A 20,618-nucleotide genomic window follows, 5' to 3' on the forward strand; every position below is an offset into this window, starting at 1 on the left:
CGGCTCGAGGACCCTGCGCGGGCGCACCACCGAGACCACCATCCACGCCCCCACCCGCCTGGCCGGACGCGCCACCCAGCCGTCCTCCAACGGCGACCCCACACCCGCACACGAACCCGCCTGACCCCAGGCGCCGGCCAGGTCGGCGGGCGCACACGCCCCGAGGTGCACACCAGGCAGCCTCCACCGCCCTCGGGCATGCCTGAGGTGCCACTCGAGGAGACGCCGGCAGCCAAGATCCTGTTCCGCCGCGCATAGTGTTCGCTCAGCGACCACATCGCGCGGCCCGGCAAGATCTTGACCCTGAGACCGACGGGCGCACCCGCCGTCCGGAAGCCCTCCGCCGCGAGGCAGGCTCCGCCGCCGACGGACCCACCGGCACCCAAGATCCTGTTCCGCCCGCATAGTGATCGCCCAGCGACCACATCGCGCGGCCCGACAAGATCTTGACCTCCGGGACCGCCGGGCGCACCCGCCGTCGGGAAGCCCTCCACCCCGAGGTGCACACCAAGCACGTCCCGCGAACGGGTCGGCACCCAAGATCCTGTTCCGCCGCGCATAGTGATCGCCCAGCGACCACATCGCGCGGCCCAACAGGATCTTGCTCCCGCGCCCACCCACCCGTCCCGAGCGAAGGGGCCCCTCGCTCAATAGATTCGCCGGTGGGCGCCCCTCGCCAGGGCACCGGACCACATCTGCCGTCGCGAAGGAGCGCCATGACCCAGCTGCCGGAGCCGTTCACCTACCGACGTGTGGACGCCGACGGGGTCGCGATCAACGTGGCGGTCGGCGGCTCCGGCAGCCCGGTGCTGCTGCTGCACGGCTACCCGCAGACGCACCTGATGTGGCGGGACGTGGCGCCGGAGCTCGCCCGGGAGCACACCGTGGTGGTGCCCGACCTGCGCGGCTACGGCGCGTCGGACAAGCCCACGCCCGACGCCGAGGCCCGCACCTACGGCAAGCGCGCCATGGCGGCCGACCAGGTCGCGGTGATGCGGGAGCTCGGGTTCGACCGGTTCGACCTGGTGGGCCACGACCGCGGCGCCCGGGTGTCGCACCGGCTCACCCTCGACCACCCGCAGGCCGTCGAGCGCCTGGCGGTGCTCGACATCGTGCCCACCCGGCACGTCTACGCGAACGTCGACCGCGCGCTGGCGTTCGGCTACTTCCACTGGTTCTTCCTGGCCACCGGCGGCGACGTCCCCGAGACCCTCCTGCGCGGCGCCCCCGAGTTCTGGATCCGCACGATGGTCGAGCGGCTGCTGGCGCCCGGCGTCACGATCGCGCCGGAGGTCATGGACCACTACATCGCCGCCTTCTCCGACCCGGCCACCATCGCCGCGACCACCGCCGACTACAAGGCGGGCGCCGGGATCGACCTCACCGACGACGAGGAGACCTGGAACGCCGGGCACCGCGTCACGTGCCCCACGCTCGTGCTGTGGGGCGAGCACGGCTTCGTCGGGAAGAACTACGACCCGCTCGCCGTGTGGCGCGAGTACGCCACCGACGTGAGCGGTCGGGCGATGCCCAGCGGCCACTTCATCCCCGAGGAGGCCCCGGCCGAGACGCTGGCGGAGCTGCGGAGCTGGCTGGCCGGGTGACCCGGGACTAGCCCACCCGCCGCCGCCGCGCCACCTCGGCCAGCGCCACGCCCGCCGCGACGGACGCGTTGAGCGACTCGACCTCGCCCGCCATCGGGATCGCGACGGTGCCGGTGCAGGTCTCGCGCACGAGCCGCGACAGGCCCTTGCCCTCCGACCCGACGACGAGCACCAGCGGCCCGCGGGCGGCGTCGGGACCGGCGACGGCGTCGAGGTCGTCGATCGTCGCCGACACCTCACCGTCGAGCCCGACCGTCACGAACCCGTCGTCGTTCCAGGCCCCGAGCGTGCGCGAGAGGTTGGTCGCGCGCCCGATCGGCATCCGCGCCGCGGCACCCGCGGAGGTGCGCCAGGCGACGGGCGTGACCCCGACCGACCGCCGCAGCGGCAGCAGCACCCCGTGCGCCCCGAACGCGGCCGCGGAGCGGACCACGGCGCCGAGGTTGCGGGGGTCGGTGACGCCGTCGAGCGCCACGAGCAACGGCTCGGTCCGCGCGAGGTGGGCGGCCTGTCGGGCCTCCTCGAGCAGGTCGTCGGGGTGCAGGTACTCGAACGCGGGCACCGAGAGCGCGAGCCCCTGGTGCACCGAGCCGTCGGCCAGCCGCTCGACGTCCGCGCGCGGCACCTCGAGCACGTTGATCCCGCGGTCGCCCGCCGTGCGCAGGGCCTCGCGGACGCGGTCGTCGATGTCGATGCCCTGCGCCACGTGCAGTGCGGTCGCCGGGATGCCCGCGCGCAGACTCTCGACCACCGGGTTGCGCCCGACCACCACCTGCGGGCCGTCCGGGGCCTCCCGTTCCCGACGACGGGTGGGGCCGGCCTGGGAGGTCGTCCCGCGGGGGCCGCTCGTGCGCGGCGCCGAGCCGGTCGGTCGCCGCGCGGCGCCCTGACCGGACTTCCCGGTCTTGCCGCCGCCCTCGTAGGCCTTGTGGTTGGGACGGTTCTCGGCCTTCGGGGTCGGGCCCTTGCCCTCGAGCCCCTTGGCGCGGTTGCCGCCGGAGCCCTTCGTGGGGCCCTTCTTCGAGCCGGGGTTGCGCCGCGCACCGGGGCGGCGCGAGTTTCCTGCCATCGCTACTGCTCGTCGTCCTTCAGGGTCCAGACCGGTCCGTCGGGGGTGTCCTCGATCCCGACGCCGGCGGCGGTCAATTGGTCACGGATCGCGTCGGCGCGCGCGAAGTCGCGGTCCTTGCGGGCCGCGGTGCGCTGCGCGAGGAGGTCCTCGACGAGCGCGCCGAGCGCGGACCGGGCGGTGGTCCCCCCGGCCGCGTCCGCACCGGCCCAGTGCGGGTCGAGCGGGTCGAGGCCGAGCACGCCGGTCATCTCACGCACCGCCGTCGCGGCGGCGCGGGCCCCCGCGTGGTCGCCGTCGGCGAGGGCCGTGTTGCCCGCCCGCACCTGCTCGTGGACGGCGGCGAGCGCGGAGGGGGTGCCGAGGTCGTCGTCCATCGCCGCGGCGAACGCGCTGATGTCCGCCCCGCTCGCCGGCACCGGGCCGACGCGCTCGGCGACGCGCGCCACGAACGTCTCGATCCGCCGGTAGGCCGACGCCGCCTCGGCGAGCGCGGCCTCCGAGTACTCGACGGTCGAGCGGTAGTGCGGCGCCACCAGGTAGTAGCGCAGCTCGACCGCGCGGACCCGCTCGAGCACCGCGGGGATCGTCAGGGTGTTGCCGAGCGACTTCGACATCTTCGCCCCGGCCATCGTCACCCAGGCGTTGTGCAGCCAGAAGTTCGCGAAGCCGTCGCCCGCGGCGTTCGACTGGGCCCGCTCGTTCTCGTGGTGCGGGAACACCAGGTCCAGCCCGCCGCCGTGGATGTCGAACGACGGCCCGAGGTAGTGGGTCGCCATGGCCGAGCACTCCAGGTGCCAGCCCGGGCGGCCGCGGCCCCACGGCGTCGGCCACGAGGGCTCGCCGGGCTTGGCGGCCTTCCAGAGCGTGAAGTCGCGCGGGTCGTGCTTGCCGCGCGAGGCCTGCTCGCCCTGCTCCATCTCGTCGGGCTTCTGCCCCGACAGCGACCCGTAGGTCGGCCAGGTCCCGACGGCGAAATACACGTCGCCCGAGCCGTTGTCGCACGGGTAGGCGTGCCCCGCGTCGATGAGCCGGGAGATCAGCTCGATCATCTCGGTCACGTGCCCGGTGGCGCGCGGCTCGACCGACGGCGGCAGGCAGCCCAGCGCGTCGAAGGCGGACGTGAACGCCCGCTCGTGCGTGGCCGCCCACTCCCACCAGGGACGACCCGCCTCGGCCGCCTTCGTGAGGATCTTGTCGTCGATGTCGGTGACGTTGCGCACGAGGCTGACGTCGAGCCCCTGGTGCATGAGCCACCGGCGCAGGACGTCGAAGTTCACACTGGACCGGACGTGCCCGACGTGCGGTACTCCCTGCACGGTCGCCCCACACACGTACATCGACGCCCGGCCCTCGTGCTGCGGGTGGAACTCCCGCAGCGCGCGTCTAGCGGTGTCGTACAGGTGCAGGCTCACCACGCGGATCCTACGGACCGCAGGTCACGGCCCGTGCGGGCCCCTGCGCCGGATCGGCCCACAGGGCCAGCTCGCGGGCGATCGCGACCCGGTCCGCCGGGCGGACCCGCACCTCGTCGCCGTCCCGCTCGACGATCGTCCGCCCCTCGGCCGCGTCGACGACGGTGACCGGCCCGACCCGCCGTCGGCCCACGTGCGCCCCCACCTGCAGCCGCCGCCGCGGCGGGGACGCCCGCAGGGCCGCGATCCTCGTCCCGACGGCGGGCGGGAGCCGGTGGGTGGGTGCGCCGCCGAAGAGCACGGCGGCGGGCACGGTCAGCGCGCTGCCCCGGGGTCGTTCCTCCGGCGCCCGGGTGAGGACGAGGCGGGCGAGGGCCTCCACGAGTCCGGTCGCGTCGTCGGCCGGTGGGCGGGAGGTGAGGTCGACGGTCCACGCCTGGTCGGACGAGGTCTCGACCAGGACCGTCAGTTCGCCCGCCACGGCCGCGAACCAACCCCGCGGGTCGGGGTCCCAGCACCGGAGGTCGACGGCGACCTTTGGACGGTCGAGGACCCGCATCGCCTCAGCGAGGTCGGCGACCGGCACGGGCGCGTCGTCGGAACCCGTGCGCGCCAGGCCGCGTCCGCGCAGTCCGCAGAGCGCGGCGTGGTCGGCGGCGTCGCGTGCGGAGAGGGTGGCGCCGTGGTCGGGCACGTCGAGCAGCGGCGGGCGGTCGCCCAGGCGGAGGTGGCGCCACACCGCGACGACCGCGTCGCGCTCCAGGTGGAGCCGGCGGGCCGGCATCATCCGCCGATCACCGGCGGGGCGACGCGCGGCAGTTCGCCTGCCAGAGCGTCGGGATCGTCCTCGACCAGGTAGGGCGCCCGGGACAGCCGCTGCTCGGACGCGCCCGGTGCCCCGACCCCGCCGATCGGCGCGAACGGGACGCCCGAGGTGGAGCTCGCCGCGGTGGGTCGGGGGCCGAGGGCCGGTTCGAGGACCGACGCGGTGCGGACCGGCTCGACCGGTGCCCGGCCGAGGGGCGGCTCCAGCAGCCCGGGACGTGGGGCGGAGGTGGGGCCCGGTCCGGTGCCGGTGGGTCCGGGCGAACCGGTGCCGATGGCACCGGTTCCCGCGCCGGTCGGACCGAAGCCGGTGGAGGCGGTGCCACTCGGCCCGGTCGAACCGGTGCCGACGGAACCGGTGCCGGTGGTCCCGGTTCCGGCGCCGGTCGGACCGGTGCTGACAGAACCGGATCCGGCGCCACCCGCGTTCGACCCGCGACCGGGGGAGGCGGAGCCACCGGGTCCGGTGGAACCGGATCCGCCGGCACCGGTTCCGGCACCGATCGGCCCGGGAGCCGGGGGCGTCGTCGGGAGGCCGGACCGGGGGATCCCCGGACCGGCCGACGCTCCCGCACCCGAGGCTGGTGGCCCGCCCGGCGAGCGCGGTGGTGTCGACGTCCCTGCGGTGGCCCCGCCGGTCGTGGGGCCCGGTGGTCCGCCCGAGCCGGGAGCGGGCACGGCACCCGCCGGGCCGGGAACCGCCGCTCCCCCGCCGCCGGTCCCCGGAGCCGGTCCGCCTCCACCCGTGGTGACCAGGTCGATCCGGGGCGCCCCCGGCTGCGAGGGCGAGGAGAACTGCGGCAGCCCGGACGCCCGGAGCGAGCTGAACTCCTGGTAGCGACCCATCGCGGCGCGGGCCCGTCGTTCGGCGTCGAGCGAGGCGTGCTCCGCGGAGTCGACGTCGAGCGCGGCCAGCGCACCGACGCCCTCCCAGGTCTGCAGCGTCACCGGCGGTCGCGGCACGGGCGGCCCGACGGCCCCGCGCGTCGCGGTGAGCGCGCGGTTCTGCTCGTGGGAGGCGGACCCGACGGCGTCGCTGAAGGTCCGCACCTCGGTCGCCCACGGCCCCATCGGTCCGACCGCCGCACCGGCCGCCTGCGCCGCCGGCCCCGTCCGCGTGGCCGCGATCCCCGACGTCGCCCGCTCCACCGAGCCCGCGACGTCCCGCAGCCGGCTCGCGAGCGAGTTCCAGGCGCCCCCGGCGTCGGTGAACCCGCCGCCACGCCCCTGCAGCTGCGCGTGGATGTCCGCGTGCGACCGCGTCTCCCAGTTCACGTCGAACACGCCCGCCTCCCCTCGCCGGGATCAGGCAAGCACGCCGCTCCGGCCCGTGGGGGCGCTTCCGGGAAAGTGCCGGGTCAGCGCGGCAGCAGCAACGCCGTCGCGACGGCGGCCAACCCCTCACCGCGGCCGGTCAGCCCGAGGCCGTCGGAGGTCGTGCCCGACACCGACACCGGCGCGCCGACCGCCTCGGAGAGCACCTGCTCCGCCTCCCGACGACGGGTCCCGATCTTCGGGCGGTTCCCGATGACCTGCACCGCCGCGTTGCCGACGGTCCACCCGTCGTCGTGCACGAGCCGACGCACCTCGCCGAGCAGGCGGACGCCCGGGGCGCCGGCCCATTCGGGCCGCCCCGTGCCGAAGACCGCGCCAACGTCGCCGAGGCCGGCGGCCGAGAGGAGCGCGTCACACAGCGCGTGCGCGGCCACGTCGCCGTCGGAGTGCCCGGCGCAGCCCGCTTCGCCCTCCCACAGCAGGCCCGCCACCCAGCACGGCGCGTCCGCGGACAGCGGATGCACGTCCGTCCCGATGCCGACCCTCACAGCGCCGTCACCAGGGCCTCCGCCATCGCCAGGTCCAATGGAGTCGTGATCTTGAACGCACGCGGATCCCCCGGAACGGTGACGACCTCGCCGCCGATCGCCTCGACGAGGCCCGCGTCGTCCGTCGCGCGATGGTCCCCCGCCGCGGCGTGGGCCCGGCGCAGGACGTCGACGTCGAACCCCTGTGGGGTCTGCACGGCGAGCAGGCCGGTGCGGTCGACGAGCTCGACGCGCCCGTCGTCCCCGGCCCGGCGCACCGTGTCCGCCACCGGGATCGCCGGCACCACGGCCGCGTGGCCGGCACGGACGGCCGCCACCACGGCCGCGACGACCGGCCCCGGACAGAGGCAGCGCGCCGCGTCGTGCACCAGCACGACGTCGGCACGCGGCACCTCGGCCAGACCGAGCGCGACCGACGCGACACGGTCGTGCCCACCGGGCACGACCCGACCCGCCGTCGGGACCGCCTTCGCCATCTCCTCGAGATGCTGCGGCGGAGCGACGACGATCACCTCGTCGACGACCCCCGAACCGAGCAGGCCGTCGACCGCGCGTGTGACCATCGCGACCCCGGCGACCTCGACGAGGGCCTTGGGCCGCCCGGCTCCGAGGCGTTCCCCGGAGCCGGCCGCCGGGACGACGGCCGCGACCACCACGTCAGGAGGCGAGTACCTGGTCCAGCAGGGACTCGGCGGCCACCTCGTCGGTGCCCTCGGCGAGCGCCAGCTCGCTCACGAGGATCTGCCGCGCCTTGGCGAGCATGCGCTTCTCGCCGGCGGACAGGCCGCGGTCCTTCTCACGGCGCCACAGGTCGCGGACGACCTCGGCCACCTTGTTGACGTCACCCGACGCGAGCTTCTCGAGGTTCGCCTTGTACCGGCGCGACCAGTTGGTCGGCTCCTCGGTGTGCGGGGCCCGCAACACCTCGAACACCCGGTCCAGACCCTCCTGCCCGACGACGTCCCGGACACCGACGATCTCGGCGTTGTCCGCGGGGACCCGGACCGTGAGGTCGCCCTGGGCAACCTTGAGGACGAGGTACTTCTTCTCCTCGCCCTTGATCGTCCGGGTCTCGATCGCCTCGATGAGAGCGGCACCGTGGTGCGGGTAGACGACGGTCTCGCCGACCTTGAAAACCATGTGTCCTCTAGCCCCTTTCGCTGCCTCCAGGTTAACACGACCGCGACGTGCCGTCGGAGGGGGATTGCGCCGTCTTCGCAGGTCAGGGGGTTGACAAGAGGCGCGGCAGCGTGCTTCCCGAGGTCGGGAGGGTCATCGGGGGGCGTGACGGGGCCCGTCGGGCGCGCCCACGGACCCGCCCGGGGGCTAGGGTGCACCCGAATCCGACCGGACGCCCGTGCGCGGGTGCAGCCGGAGAGTCCACCGAGGAGGACCACGCGCCATGACCCGCCGACCGACGGGACGTCCGCGGACCGCGCTGCTCGCCGCCACGCTCCTGGGTGCGGCCGCGCTCGTCCTCTCGGGCTGCAGCGCCGGCGCCGTGACCCAGACCGACACGACGATCTCGTCGGTGGTCGGCACCGAGGGCTCCGTCGGCCAGGTCCTGCTGCGCAACATCACGCTCGACCCGGGCGCCACCCCCGTCGTCCCGGCCGGGTCGTCGGTCGTGCTGCGCGGCACGATCATCAACCAGGCGCTGCAGGACGACCAGCTCCTCTCGGTGACCACCCCGTACTCGGGTCCGGCGCGCGCCGAGGGCTTCACGACGATCCTCGCGAACTCGACGACCACGCTGGTCGGCGCGGAGCCGGGCCCCGTCGGCCCGCCCTCCCCGACGAACCCGACCGCCTCCGCGCGGATCACGCTGCCCGGGGTGGCCCAGGTGCTGCACGAGGGCCCGACCTACCCGGTCACCTTCACCTTCGCCCGCGCCGGGACGATCACGCTGCCGGTGTTCGTCAACACCACCATCCCGGTCCCCGCGAGCTGATCCCCGTCCCGCCGCCGGGCCGTCCCCGGCCCGGCGCGGACGTGACTGTCGGGGGGTCGCCCTACCCTCCGGCAGCGTGAGCACGAAGTCCCGTCCCCGCCCCTTCGAGTGCACCGCCTGCGGCTACACCGCGGCGAAGTGGCTCGGCCGCTGCCCGGGGTGCGGCGGCTGGGGGACGATCGAGGAGGGCCTCCCGCCCGCGGCGGCCGTCGGCGCGCCCGGCGGGGCCCCGAAGGCGGCCGCCCGGCCGACCAGCCCGGTCCGGGCCATCGGGGAGGTCGGGCTGGAGTCGGTGACGTCGCGGCCCACCGGGGTCGGCGAGCTCGACCGGGTGCTCGGCGGCGGCCTCGTGCCCGGGGCGGTCGTGCTGCTGGCGGGCGAGCCCGGCGTCGGGAAGTCGACGCTGCTGCTCGAGGTCGCGGCCCGCCGGGCCCGCTCCGGCGGCACGGTCCTCTACGTCACCGGCGAGGAGTCCGCGGGCCAGGTCCGGCTGCGGGCCGAGCGGACGAACGCCGTGGTGCCGCACCTGTTCCTCTCCGCGACGGCCGACCTGGAGGAGGTCGCCGCCCACGTGGAGGCGGTCGACCCCGGGCTGCTCGTGGTCGACTCGGTGCAGACCGTGGGGTCGGCCGACGTCGAGGGCACCGCGGGCGGGGTGTCGCAGGTCCGGGCGGTGACCTCGGCGCTCGTGGCCCTGGCGAAGCAGCGGGACCTCCCGGTGGTGCTGATCGGCCACGTGACGAAGGACGGCGCGGTGGCCGGCCCGCGCACACTCGAGCACCTGGTGGACGTGGTGCTGAGCTTCGAGGGCGAGCGGCACTCCACGCTGCGCATGGTCCGCGGCCTGAAGAACCGCTTCGGCCCGTCCGACGAGGTCGGCTGCTTCGAGATGTTCGACGGCGGGATCAGCGAGGTCACCGACCCGACGGGCCTGTTCGTCGGCACGATGACCGGCGGGGTGCCCGGGCAGGCCGTCACGGTGACGATGGAGGGCAAGCGCCCCCTCATGGCCGAGGTGCAGGGGCTGGTGACGCCGGTCGGCAAGGACGCCCCGGCGCGGCGCACGGTGTCCGACCTGGAGTCGTCGCGCGTGCTCAAGATCCTCGCGGTGCTGCAGCAGCACGGCCGGCTGTCGTTGTCGCAGATGGACGTGTTCGCCGCGACGGTCGGCGGCATGAAGCTGCGCGAACCCGCGGCCGATCTCGCGATCGCGCTCGCCGTCGCGTCGGCGGCGCGGACGAAGCCCCTGCCCTACGGCGTCGTCGTCCTCGGCGAGGTGGGGCTGACCGGGGAGGTCCGCCGGGTCACCGCCACCGACCGGCGCCTGGCGGAGGCGGCCCGGCTCGGCATCCGGGAGGCGATCGTGCCGTTCGGTCCCGGCACGGTGGCGCCCGCCGGGATGACGCTCACGGAGGTGGACGACCTCAAGGGGGCGCTCGCCGCCGTCGGACTGGCGGGAGGGTCTACGAAGCGATCGTGAAGCGGGCGGGGTCGCTGATCGTGTCGTCGAGGCGCGTGAGCAGCTGGTAGGAGCCGGGCGGCACGGCCTCGCGACCCGACGGGCAGCCCGGTGCCGAGGTCCGGCCCGCCCAGCGGACCGAGAACACCTGCTCCTGGCCCGGCGCGAGGGTGCGGACGTCCGGGTCGCCGCCGGGGGCGCAGTCGTCGCTCCCCCACAGTCCGTCGCCGGGCTTGATCACCACGGCCATCGCGGTGCGGGCGGGGCCGAGGTCGCGGGTGCAGGGCTCCTTGCCCGTGTTCGTGACGACGAGGCTGAACAGCGGGCGCTCCGCGGCGGTGTAGCGCTGCTTGTCGGTACGGGCGGCCACCCTGAGGTCGGAGTCCGCGCACGGCGCGATCGCGCGGGGTGTCGGGCTCGGACCGGCCGGCGGTGCGGCGGGCGCGGGAGCGCCGGCGGGCGCCGGGACCCCGGCGGGCGCGGGGAGTCCGGCCGGCGGCTGCTGCTGCGGGCCGGTGGACCCGGCCCCGAGCAGCGGCGGCGTGGCGCCACCCGGCGCCGCGCTGGTGGGCGCGGGTGCCGCGGGCACCGGACCGGCCGGGGCCGCCCCGACCGGCGGCGCGGCGCCCGGCGGCACGGCCAGGGCCCCGCGCGACGCGACCGGGGTGGGCGGGGCGGTCGGTCCCGCCGGGGCGGGCGCCGGTGCGGCGACGTCCTCGTTGCCGTCCGCGGAGGCCGCGGCACTGACGGCCCAGATGAGGAAGGCCAGGACGAGGACGGCCGCGATCGCGGCGACGGCCCGCCGTCGCCAGTACACCGACGGCGGGAGCGGTCCCACCGGCTCCAGCATGTGACGCACGGTAGAAGTGGGGTCGCACGCTGCGACCGCCCCGCGCCGGGCCGTTCCCGGAACTCACCCCGTCGAGGCACGCCGTCGACCGGGCGGCGAGGATCACGGTCGATGCCCGCTCTCGCCGACCGCCTGCTGCCCTGGTTCGCCGCGAACGCCCGCGACCTCCCGTGGCGTGCTCCGGACGTCACCGGCTGGGGCGTGCTGGTCAGCGAGATCATGCTCCAGCAGACCCCGGTCGTCCGCGTCGACCCGGTCTGGCGGGAGTGGATGGCGCGCTGGCCGCGGCCCTCCGACCTGGCGGCGGCGCCCACGGCGGACGTGCTGCGGGCCTGGGGGAAGCTCGGCTACCCCCGCCGCGCGCTGCGCCTGCAGGCCGCCGCGGCCGCCATCGCGGCGGAGCACGACGACGTGGTCCCGAGCGAGGTCGACGTCCTGCTCGCCCTGCCCGGGATCGGCACCTACACCGCCCGCGCCGTCGCCGCGTTCGCCTACGGACGCCGCTGCCCGGTGGTCGACACGAACGTGCGCCGCGTGGTGGCCCGGGCCGTCCACGGGCGCGCCGAGGCGGGGGACGCCGCGACGCGCGACCTGCCCGACACCGAGGCGCTGCTGCCCGAGGACGAGGCCGACGCCGCCCGCACCTCGGCGGCGCTGATGGAGCTCGGCGCCTGCATCTGCGTCGCCCGCGGGCCCCGGTGCGCGGACTGCCCGGTGCTCGACCTCTGTGCCTGGCAGCAGGCCGGGCGCCCGGCGTGGGACGGTCCGGTGAAGAAGGGGCAGCGCTGGGCCGGCACCGACCGCCAGGTCCGCGGACGCCTCCTCGACGTCCTGCGCGGCGCCACCGGCCCCGTCGACGCCGCGGCCCTCGAGGCCGCGTGGCGCACCGATCCCGCGCAGCGCGCCCGGTGCCTCGACTCGCTGCTCGTCGACGGCCTCGTCGAGCAGCTCGCAGACGGCCGGTTCGCGCTGCCGGGCGAGTCCGACGGACCGTCGTAGGCTGGGGTCATGGCCGTCGTGAAGATCAACGCAATCAAGGTCCCCGAGGGCAACGGCGAGGAGCTCGAGCGCCGCTTCGCCGCGCGCGGGGAGTCGATCAAGGACACCCCGGGCTTCCTGGGCTACGAGCTGCTGCGGCCGACGGCGGGCGACGACCGCTACTTCGTCTACACCCGCTGGGAGTCCGAGGAGGCGTTCGCGAACTGGCGCGACGGTGGTGCCGCCGCCGCGGCCCACGCGGGCGAGCGCAAGCAGCCGGTCTCGTCCGGCGCGGACCTCATGGAGTTCGAGGTCGTCCTGTCGGTCGGCAAGCCCGGCGGGGAGTCCTGAGCGACCCCGGGCTCGAGCGCGCCGCGGAGCTCCTCCGCGGCGCCTCGGCGCTGGTCGTCGCCGCCGGCGCGGGGATGGGCGTCGACTCCGGGCTGCCGGACTTCCGCGGTCCCGAGGGGTTCTGGCGCGCCTACCCGCCCTACCGCCGCCTCGGGCTGCGCTTCGAGGAACTCGCCGACCCCGAGCACTTCGACGACGACCCGGAGATCGCCTGGGGCTTCTACGGGCACCGCCTGGCGCTCTACCGCGCGACGGTGCCGCACGCGGGCTTCGGCGTGCTGCGGGGCTGGTCCCGGCGCCTGCCGACGCACGTGTTCACCTCCAACGTCGACGGCGCCTTCCAGGCCGCGGGCTTCCCCGACGAGGCCGTGGTCGAGTGCCACGGGGCGATCGGCACGCTGCAGTGCACCCGCCCGTGCTCCGAGCTGACCTGGTCGGCCGACGACGTCGAGGTGGCCGTCGACGAGGAGACGATGCGGGCGCGCGCGCCGCTGCCGACGTGCCCGCGCTGCGGGGCCGTGGCCCGGCCGAACATCCTCATGTTCGGCGACGGCTCCTGGGTGCCCGGCGACCACGCCGGGCGGATGGCCGAGCACCGCGCGTGGCTCCGGCGCCACACCGACGTCGCGGTGATCGAACTCGGTGCCGGGACCGCGGTGCCGACGGTGCGGCGGCACGCCGAGCTGGCCTCGGCCGCGTCGGGCCGACTGGTGCGGGTCAACGTGCGCGAGCCGGAGGTCCGGCACGGCCGGGGCATCGGTCTCCCGGCGGGCGCCCGCGACACCCTCCTCGCCCTGGACGAGCTCCTCGCCGACGCCTGGACCTGACCGACCCACCTCGGGGTCGTCAGCCGTGGCCCACCGCTGACACCCGACGTCAGGAACGCGCCACGGTCACCGCGCGCAGCCGCAGTCCCCGGGCCGCCGCCACCCGCTCCGCCTCCTCGTCGAGCAGGTCCCGCGGGAGCTCCTCGAACGCCGTGACCTCCAGGGTGAGCGCCGACCCCGCGGCCCGGGGACGCCACGTCCCGAGCACCTCGGTGCCCACCAGCACCGCTCCCGGGTGGCCGAGGGCCGGCCAGAGCGCCCGGCGGCGCTGCGGGTCGGGCACGAGCAGCGCACGGTCGCGGGCCGAGAGCAGGGGGTCGAACGCGGGCAGCAGCCGCAGGTCGGGTGGTGACGGCGGGTCGGCCAGCACCTCGAGCCGGTCGCGGACCACCCACGCGCGCCGCCCCGCGACCCGCACCGCCGCCAGGTCCGCGACGTCCACGGCCGGGCGCAGCGCTCCGGCGGAGGTGCCGATCCAGGCGGCGAGGTCCGCGGTCGTCGCCGGCCCGAACACGCGGGCGGCCGCGGTCACGAGCCCGGCCACGTCGGCCGGCTCCCCCGGCCCCACCGGGCGGCGCCACCCGTCGTCGGGCGGGAGCGCCCGCAGGACCCGGCCGCCGTCGAGCGTCAGCCCGGCGGGCAGGGCGGCGAGGCGCAGCAGCTGGTCGTACACGTGCCACACCCCGCACGAGGGGCAGTCGCGCTGCAGGGCGCGGGGAATCTCCCGGCTGACGGCCGTCGACAGCTCGCCCTTCGTCATCGGGCCGGTGACGACGGACGTCAGCACCTCCGCGACCCGGTCGATCGCCTCGAGCGCACCGAACGCCGCGTCCTGCTCGGCGGTCCACGTCAGCCGACCCGCCGCGTCGGCCGCGGAGAGCGGCCGGAGCGCGCGCGCCCACCGCGCGAGGTCGGCCAGGTGGTGCCGGTGCGGCGCCGCGCGGTGGGTCCAGGCGAGGACGTCGTCAGCCGGCGGGCGGTCGGGCAGCCGCGCCGCCAGCGCCACCGCGACCGACGACTCCCGGTGCTGCACCCCGAGGTCGAGCAGCGCGGCGGCGTCGTCGACCGAGCGGCGGGCGAGGCCCTGCGCGGCAACCCGTAACGCGATGGCCTGCTCCCGCGTCACGTCCATCGCGCCACTGTGCCGTGCCGTGCCTGACACCTGCTGTCAGGTCGGGCCAGAATGGCGCGGTGAGCTCCGTGCGCGCCGTGCCCGAGACCACGGACATGCACGGCGAGGACCTCTCCGCCGACGACGCGTGGCACACCGCGCGCCGCGTCGGGCTCGGGACGTTGCTGCGCACGTCCTTCCTGCGCTTCCGCTACGGCGACGGCTTCAGCCACGCGCGCGCCTTCGCGCTGCAGCTCGCCCTCGCGACGGTGCCGCTGATCATCGCCGGGAGCGGTCTCGCGACGGCGATCGGCGCGGAGTCGGTGGCCCAGGTGGTCGCGCGGACGGTGGTCGCGGTGTCGCCGGGCACGGGCGACCAGCTCCTGGCCGACGTCGTCGCCCGGGGCGCGGAGGCACCCGCCGTCGGGAACGACGATGACGACGACGGGCCGGGTGAGAACCTCGGCGAGCTGGCGGTCGCGTTCGGACTCGTCACGGCCTTCGTCGCGATGACGAGCGCCTTCGCGCAGCTGGAACGGGGCGCCAACCGCGTCTACGGCGTGGAGCGGGACCGGCCGGCGCTGCGGAAGTACTCGCGCGCGGCCCTCCTGACGGCGACGGCGGGTGCCGCGCTCGGCGTGGGTCTCGTCCTCATCGTGGCGGGCGGGCCGTTCGGCGACGCCATCGAGGAGGTCTACCGCTGGGGCGACGCGGCGGAGACGGTGTGGGACGTGGTGCGCTGGCCGATCGGGCTCGCGGCGCTCGTGCTCGCCGTGACCACGCTCTTCCGCTTCGCCCCGCGCCGTCACCAGCCGGGACTCTCGTGGCTGGCCCTCGGGGCGGGCCTGACGGTCGCGGTGTGGCTCGTCGCGTCGGGCGCGATCGCGCTCTACGTCTCGGTCTCCGGGGAGTTCTCGGCGACCTACGGCCCGCTCGCCGGGATCATGGTGCTGCTGCTCTGGGCCTTCGTCACGGGCGTCGCGCTGCTCGCCGGGATCGCGGTGTCCGCGCAGCTGGAGGCCGTGCGCGCGGGCGTGACCGACCCGCTGCTCGTCGACGCCGACGACGACGGGGTCCCCGACGAGCGGGCGGTGACGGGTAGCTGACATGGGCTGTCAGCTCATAGGGTAGGACTGACGCGTGCGCGCCAGTCGGTTGCTCTCCGTGCTGCTCCTCCTGCAGACACGCGGACGTATGACGGCGCGCGAGCTCGCCGACGAGCTCGAGGTCTCCATCCGCACGATCTACCGGGACATGGACTCGCTCGCGGAGTCCGGGGTGCCGGTCTACGCGGACCGCGGTCCCGACGGCGGGTACTCGCTGCTGGAGGGCTGGACCACCCGCCTGACCGGCATGTCGGCCGAGGAGGCCGACTCGCTCGCCCTCGCCGGCATGCCGACCGCCGCGGCGGAGCTCGGCCTCGGCCGGGTCCTCGCGGCGGCGCAGCTCAAGGTCCACGCCGCCCTGCCCGACGAGCTCGCCGAACGCTCCCGGCGCATCGCCGAACGCTTCCACCTCGACGCCCCCGGCTGGTTCCGGGAGGCCGACCAGGTGCCGACCCTGACGGGCATCGCCGACGCCGTGTGGAACCAGCGCGTGGTGCGGGTGCGCTACCGGCGGTGGGGCGACGAGGAGGTCGACCGCGACCTCGAGCCGCTGGGCGTCGTCCTCAAGGCCGGGGTCTGGTACCTCGTCGCGCAGCCGGCCGGGGGCGGGTCGCCGCGCACGTACCGGGTGGCGCGCGTGCTCACCTTCGAGACCCTCGACACGCACTTCGAGCGGCCCGACGACTTCGACCTGTTCCACTACTGGACCGCCGCGGCCGAGTCGCTCACCGCGGCCCTATACCAGGCGGAGGCCGCGCTCCGGCTGTCCCCGTGCGCGATGGAGCTGGCCCCGGTGGTGCTGCGGCCGCACACGGCGCGGGCCCTCGCGGAGCGGTCCTGGCCGACCGACGACGACGGCTGGACCTGCGCGGTGATCCCGATGGAGTCGATCGCCGCCACCCGGTCCGAGCTCCTGGCGCTCGGCGCCGAGGTGGAGGTGGTGTCGCCGTCCACGCTGCGGGACCAGATGGTCGAGGCCGCCAAGGGGCTGGCGGCGCTCTACGGAGCCTGAACCCGGGCGCGGGCGATCACGACACACGCGCACGAAACACCCGTCCGCTACCGTCGGCGGCGACGGTGGACGGGCCGCCGGGGGAACGGGAGTCGACGTGTCCGAACGGGACGAGACGACCGCGCCGGACCAGCCGACGCCGGACGCGGCCGCCCCCAACCGCTCCCGGTGGCGCCGCGAGTACTCCCCCGAGGAGGTCGAGGCCGCCAAGCAGCAGTGGCGGGACATGCGGCCGTGGGAGAGCCCGATGCCGCGGGCGGACAAGGTGCTGCTGGGCTGCCTCGTCGGCGCCCTCGTCCTCGGCCTGGCCACCCTGCCGATCCGGCCGTTCCTCCTCGCCTCGCACCCCACCCTCCTGGCCGCCGTCACCGGCAGCTCCTCGGCGATCGGGGCCGGGAGCGCCTTCGCGCGGATCGGGCAGGCCGACCTGTGGCTCGTGATCGTCGCGGGCATCGTCGGGAAGGCGAAGTTCGACTGGTTGTGGTGGTGGGGCGGCCGCCGCTGGGGCGCCAAGGGCGTGAAGCTCTTCGTGCCGACCGACCGGGCGCAGCGCTTCGTGGAGCGGGTGCGGTCGTGGCCGATGTGGGCGATGTTCCTGCTCGTCGTCGCCGCGGCCCTGCCCGGGGTCCCGTCGGTGCTGGTCTACCTGCTCGCCGGGCTGGCCGGGTTGTCCCTCGTCGGATTCCTCGTCGCCAGCATCCTCGGGGCCGGCCTCATGACGGGGCTGGTCGCCGGGCTGGGCTACACGCTCGGCCAGTCCGCGGTCGACGTGGTGCTGCTGATCGACCGGTACGCCCTGTGGATCACGCTCTCGATCGCCGTGCTCATCGCGTTCCAGGCCGGGCGGGCGCAGAACAAGAAGCAGCGGGCCGCCGCGAAGGGCTGATCCCGCTCAGCGGCGGCGCAGGGTCGACCACACGCCGCGGGCCACCCCGACGACCGCGGCACGGGTGACGTCGGCCCAGTCGAAGTAGTCGCGCCACAGCGTGATGCGGCCGTCGTGCACCTCGAAGGTGCCGCACACCCAGAACGCGATCCGCACGCGTCCGGCGATCGCCACGTCCGTGCGCTCGGTCAGCACCGTCGACCCGTTGGCCGCGAGCCGGTGCGTGTGGATCTCGAACCCCGTGAGCGGCCGCGCCATCGACCCCAGGACGCGCAGCGTCGCCTCCCGGCCGCGGGCCGGTGGCAGCGAGACGTTCTGGTAGACGACGTCGGGGGCGAGCAGCTCGCCCACCGCGTCGACGTCGAGGCGGGCGAGGGCGGCGAGGAAGGTCTCGACGACCTGCGCCTCGGAGGTCGCAGGGCTCGTGGCTGTGCGCATGCCGTTCCTGTGCCCACGACGCCGGACACACGAACGCCCCGGCCACCACGAGGGTGACCGGGGCGTGCCGTGCGCTGTGCCTGACTACTCCGAGGCGGTCGCGACCTCGGGGGTGTCCGGCACCGGGGTGGGCTTGGCCTCGCCCCGGAACGTGAACTTGGCCGACTCCGGAGCGGGCTTGGTGACGCCCTTGTCGTCCTGCTCAGGCGTCCAACCCTCGACGTCGACGAGCACGATCTGGCCGGGCTCGATCTCCCCGAACAGGATCTTCTCCGAGAGCTGGTCCTCGATCTCACGCTGGATCGTGCGACGCAGCGGACGGGCGCCGAGCACCGGGTCGAAGCCGCGCTGCGCGAGCAGCTTCTTCGCGGCGTCGGTGAGCTCGATCGACATGTCCTTGTTCTGCAGCTGCTTCTCGGTGCGGCCGATCATCAGGTCGACCATCTGCACGATCTCGTTCTCGCGCAGCTGGTGGAACACGATGATGTCGTCGATGCGGTTGAGGAACTCGGGACGGAAGTGCTTCTTCAGCTCGTCCGTGACCTTGTTCTTCATGCGCTCGTAGTTCGACGACGTGTCCGCCCCGGACTGGAAGCCCAGGCCGACGGCCTTCGAGATGTCCTGCGTGCCGAGGTTCGAGGTGAACACGATGACCGTGTTCTTGAAGTCGACGACCCGACCCTGGCCGTCGGTCAGACGGCCGTCCTCGAGCACCTGCAGCAGGGTGTTGTAGACCTCGGAGTGGGCCTTCTCGATCTCGTCGAAGAGGACCACCGAGAACGGCTTGCGGCGCACCTTCTCGGTGAGCTGGCCGCCCTCCTCGTAGCCGACGTACCCGGGGGGCGCGCCGAAGAGCCGCGAGGCGGTGTAGCGGTCGTGGAACTCGCCCATGTCGATCTGGACGAGCGCGTCGTCGTCACCGAACAGGAACTCGGCGAGCGCCTTGGTCAGCTCGGTCTTCCCGACGCCCGAGGGCCCCGCGAAGATGAACGACCCCGACGGACGCTTCGGGTCCTTGAGGCCGGCCCGCGTGCGGCGCATCGACTGCGAGACCGCCTTGACGGCGTCCTCCTGGCCGATGATCCGCTTGTGGAGCTCGTCCTCCATGCGGAGCAGACGGGTCGTCTCCTCCTCGGTGAGCTTGAAGACGGGGATGCCGGTCCAGTTGGCCAGCACCTCGGCGATCAGCTCGTCGTCCACCTCGGCGACGACGTCGAGGTCACCGGACTTCCACTGCTTCTCGCGCTCGGACTTCTGGCCGAGGAGCTGCTTCTCCTCGTCGCGCAGGCGCGCGGCCTTCTCGAAGTCCTGCGCGTCGATCGCCGACTCCTTCTCACGACGCACGTCGGAGATCTTCTCGTCGAACTCGCGCAGGTCCGGCGGCGCGGTCATGCGGCGGATGCGCATGCGGGCGCCGGCCTCGTCGATCAGGTCGATCGCCTTGTCCGGGAGGAACCGGTCGTTGATGTAGCGGTCGGCCAGGGTGGCCGCCGCGACCAGCGCCGGGTCGGTGATCGAGACACGGTGGTGCGCCTCGTACCGGTCGCGCAGGCCCTTGAGGATCTCGATGGAGTGCGCCACCGAGGGCTCCCCCACCTGGATCGGCTGGAAGCGGCGCTCGAGCGCGGCGTCCTTCTCGACGTGCTTGCGGTACTCGTCGAGCGTCGTCGCACCGATGGTCTGCAGCTCACCGCGGGCCAGCATCGGCTTGAGGATCGAGGCGGCGTCGATCGCGCCCTCGGCGGCACCCGCACCCACGAGGGTGTGGAGCTCGTCGATGAACAGGATGATGTCGCCGCGGGTGCGGATCTCCTTGAGGACCTTCTTCAGGCGCTCCTCGAAGTCACCACGGTAGCGCGAGCCCGCCACGAGCGACCCGAGGTCGAGCGTGTAGAGCTGCTTGTCCTTCAGCGTCTCGGGGACCTCGCCCTTGACGATGGCCTGGCCGAGGCCCTCGACGACGGCGGTCTTGCCGACGCCGGGCTCGCCGATGAGGACCGGGTTGTTCTTGGTCCTCCGGGAGAGGACCTGCATGACCCGCTCGATCTCCTTCTCCCGGCCGATGACCGGGTCCAGCTTGCCCTCGCGGGCCGACTGGGTGAGGTTGCGACCGAACTGGTCGAGCACGAGCGACGACGACGGCGTGCCCTCACCGCGCTGGCCGCCGGACTCCGCGGGCTCCTTGCCCTGGTAGCCGGACAGCAGCTGCAGCACCTGCTGACGCACGCGGTTGAGGTCCGCGCCGAGCTTGACGAGGACCTGGGCGGCGACGCCCTCGCCCTCACGGATCAGCCCGAGCAGGATGTGCTCGGTGCCGATGTAGTTGTGGCCGAGCTGCAGCGCCTCGCGCAGCGACAGCTCCAGCACCTTCTTGGCGCGCGGGGTGAACGGGATGTGCCCCGAGGGGGCCTGCTGACCCTGGCCGATGATCTCCTCGACCTGCTGACGCACGCCCTCCAGGGCGATGCCCAGCGACTCGAGGGCCTTGGCGGCGACGCCCTCGCCCTCGTGGATCAGTCCGAGCAGGATGTGCTCGGTCCCGATGTAGTTGTGGTTGAGCATCCTGGCCTCTTCCTGGGCCAGGACGACCACCCGCCTCGCGCGGTCGGTGAACCTCTCGAACATTCGTCACTCCTGACTGCTGCGCCGGCGGACACCCGCGCACTCCCCCGCCGTCAGCGACGACGGGCCCGCGGACCCTGGCTGATGCTCACACCGTGACCGAGCACCGTACGGCCATCCTAGTCGCCGGGACCGACACCATCCGGTGTCGGCGGTTGCCGCACCGTGACGCCAGCCACGTCGGACCGGGATGTCCGATCCTGCTCGCCCGGCCACCATCCGCGGCCGTGCTCGGTCCAACGATGCCCGTTCCACCGCTGTTCCGGGAAGGCGTTCGCTACCGGAGAAACA

The 20,618-nt window shown here is 74.7% G+C and carries 20 protein-coding genes; 9 read left to right on the plus strand and 11 right to left on the minus strand.

Annotated features, from left to right (window positions below; translation table 11 throughout):
* The first annotated feature begins 716 nt into the window (after positions 1–716).
* Positions 717–1,604, plus strand: coding sequence for an alpha/beta fold hydrolase (locus LN037_RS26765; RefSeq protein WP_230759217.1), 888 nt, complete (start codon positions 717–719; stop codon positions 1,602–1,604).
* A gap of 7 nt (positions 1,605–1,611) precedes the next feature.
* On the opposite strand, the gene rlmB is transcribed toward LN037_RS26765, so the two are convergent.
* The 7 genes from rlmB to LN037_RS26800 form a co-directional block, all read right to left on the minus strand.
* Positions 1,612–2,673 (minus strand): 23S rRNA (guanosine(2251)-2'-O)-methyltransferase RlmB, encoded by a 1,062-nt coding sequence (rlmB, locus tag LN037_RS26770; RefSeq protein ID WP_230759218.1) that lies wholly within the window; start codon positions 2,671–2,673, stop codon positions 1,612–1,614.
* Positions 2,674–2,675: 2 nt separating this feature from the next.
* Positions 2,676–4,088 carry a cysteine--tRNA ligase gene (gene cysS, locus LN037_RS26775; protein ID WP_230759221.1) on the minus strand — a complete coding sequence of 471 codons (1,413 nt, stop codon included), beginning with the start codon at positions 4,086–4,088 and terminating at the stop codon, positions 2,676–2,678.
* A gap of 10 nt (positions 4,089–4,098) precedes the next feature.
* Positions 4,099–4,875 (minus strand): ESX secretion-associated protein EspG, encoded by a 777-nt coding sequence (locus tag LN037_RS26780; RefSeq protein WP_230759223.1) that lies wholly within the window; start codon positions 4,873–4,875, stop codon positions 4,099–4,101.
* A complete protein-coding gene (locus tag LN037_RS26785; protein WP_230759373.1) occupies positions 4,872–6,197 on the minus strand; it encodes a hypothetical protein in 1,326 nt (441 codons plus the stop codon). Before LN037_RS26785 ends, LN037_RS26780 begins: the two co-directional genes overlap by 4 nt.
* A gap of 74 nt (positions 6,198–6,271) precedes the next feature.
* Complete coding sequence (ispF, locus tag LN037_RS26790) at positions 6,272–6,736, minus strand: 2-C-methyl-D-erythritol 2,4-cyclodiphosphate synthase (protein ID WP_230759225.1); 465 nt, start codon at positions 6,734–6,736, stop codon at positions 6,272–6,274.
* Complete coding sequence (gene ispD, locus LN037_RS26795) at positions 6,733–7,392, minus strand: 2-C-methyl-D-erythritol 4-phosphate cytidylyltransferase (protein ID WP_230759227.1); 660 nt, start codon at positions 7,390–7,392, stop codon at positions 6,733–6,735. Before ispD ends, ispF begins: the two co-directional genes overlap by 4 nt.
* Position 7,393: 1 nt before the next feature.
* The gene (locus LN037_RS26800; protein ID WP_116707106.1) at positions 7,394–7,876 is read right to left on the minus strand and encodes a CarD family transcriptional regulator; all 483 of its coding nucleotides are present in this window, start codon (positions 7,874–7,876) and stop codon (positions 7,394–7,396) included.
* Positions 7,877–8,138: 262 nt separating this feature from the next.
* Here LN037_RS26800 and LN037_RS26805 point away from each other — a divergent pair, with 262 nt between their 5' ends.
* The gene (locus LN037_RS26805) at positions 8,139–8,687 is read left to right on the plus strand and encodes a copper chaperone PCu(A)C domain-containing protein (protein ID WP_230759229.1); all 549 of its coding nucleotides are present in this window, start codon (positions 8,139–8,141) and stop codon (positions 8,685–8,687) included.
* A 76-nt stretch (positions 8,688–8,763) separates the two neighbouring features.
* Complete coding sequence (gene radA, locus LN037_RS26810) at positions 8,764–10,167, plus strand: DNA repair protein RadA (protein ID WP_230759231.1); 1,404 nt, start codon at positions 8,764–8,766, stop codon at positions 10,165–10,167.
* On the opposite strand, the gene LN037_RS26815 is transcribed toward radA, so the two are convergent.
* The gene (locus LN037_RS26815) at positions 10,151–10,996 is read right to left on the minus strand and encodes a hypothetical protein (protein WP_230759233.1); all 846 of its coding nucleotides are present in this window, start codon (positions 10,994–10,996) and stop codon (positions 10,151–10,153) included. The genes radA and LN037_RS26815 overlap by 17 nt on opposite strands.
* 111 nt (positions 10,997–11,107) lie before the next feature.
* On the opposite strand from LN037_RS26815, the gene LN037_RS26820 reads away from it, so the two are divergent.
* The 3 genes from LN037_RS26820 to LN037_RS26830 all read left to right on the plus strand — a co-directional run bounded on the left by LN037_RS26820 (position 11,108) and on the right by LN037_RS26830 (position 13,152).
* The gene (locus LN037_RS26820; protein ID WP_230759235.1) at positions 11,108–11,995 is read left to right on the plus strand and encodes an HhH-GPD family protein; all 888 of its coding nucleotides are present in this window, start codon (positions 11,108–11,110) and stop codon (positions 11,993–11,995) included.
* A 9-nt stretch (positions 11,996–12,004) separates the two neighbouring features.
* On the plus strand, positions 12,005–12,325 hold the full coding sequence (locus LN037_RS26825) for an antibiotic biosynthesis monooxygenase family protein (protein ID WP_230759237.1): 321 nt from the start codon (positions 12,005–12,007) through the stop codon (positions 12,323–12,325).
* Positions 12,326–12,399: 74 nt separating this feature from the next.
* On the plus strand, positions 12,400–13,152 hold the full coding sequence (locus tag LN037_RS26830) for an SIR2 family NAD-dependent protein deacylase (RefSeq protein WP_372460542.1): 753 nt from the start codon (positions 12,400–12,402) through the stop codon (positions 13,150–13,152).
* A 49-nt stretch (positions 13,153–13,201) separates the two neighbouring features.
* Here LN037_RS26830 and LN037_RS26835 read toward each other — a convergent pair whose 3' ends face one another.
* Entirely contained in the window at positions 13,202–14,284 is a 1,083-nt protein-coding gene (locus LN037_RS26835) for a DNA glycosylase AlkZ-like family protein (protein ID WP_230759239.1), read from the minus strand.
* A 59-nt stretch (positions 14,285–14,343) separates the two neighbouring features.
* Between LN037_RS26835 and LN037_RS26840 the strand changes: the two genes are divergently transcribed.
* The 3 genes from LN037_RS26840 to LN037_RS26850 all read left to right on the plus strand — a co-directional run bounded on the left by LN037_RS26840 (position 14,344) and on the right by LN037_RS26850 (position 17,267).
* The gene (locus LN037_RS26840; protein ID WP_230759241.1) at positions 14,344–15,369 is read left to right on the plus strand and encodes a YihY/virulence factor BrkB family protein; all 1,026 of its coding nucleotides are present in this window, start codon (positions 14,344–14,346) and stop codon (positions 15,367–15,369) included.
* 34 nt (positions 15,370–15,403) lie between these two features.
* Positions 15,404–16,381 (plus strand): helix-turn-helix transcriptional regulator, encoded by a 978-nt coding sequence (locus LN037_RS26845; protein WP_230759243.1) that lies wholly within the window; start codon positions 15,404–15,406, stop codon positions 16,379–16,381.
* Positions 16,382–16,478: 97 nt separating this feature from the next.
* A complete protein-coding gene (locus LN037_RS26850; RefSeq protein ID WP_230759245.1) occupies positions 16,479–17,267 on the plus strand; it encodes a VTT domain-containing protein in 789 nt (262 codons plus the stop codon).
* Positions 17,268–17,273: 6 nt separating this feature from the next.
* Here LN037_RS26850 and LN037_RS26855 read toward each other — a convergent pair whose 3' ends face one another.
* Positions 17,274–17,705 (minus strand): limonene-1,2-epoxide hydrolase family protein, encoded by a 432-nt coding sequence (locus LN037_RS26855; protein WP_230759247.1) that lies wholly within the window; start codon positions 17,703–17,705, stop codon positions 17,274–17,276.
* A gap of 84 nt (positions 17,706–17,789) precedes the next feature.
* On the minus strand, positions 17,790–20,330 hold the full coding sequence (locus LN037_RS26860) for an ATP-dependent Clp protease ATP-binding subunit (RefSeq protein ID WP_230759249.1): 2,541 nt from the start codon (positions 20,328–20,330) through the stop codon (positions 17,790–17,792).
* Positions 20,331–20,618 lie beyond the last annotated feature (288 nt).

Origin of the sequence: Actinomycetospora soli, assembly GCF_021026295.1 — a bacterium.
GTDB lineage: Bacteria > Actinomycetota > Actinomycetes > Mycobacteriales > Pseudonocardiaceae > Actinomycetospora > Actinomycetospora soli.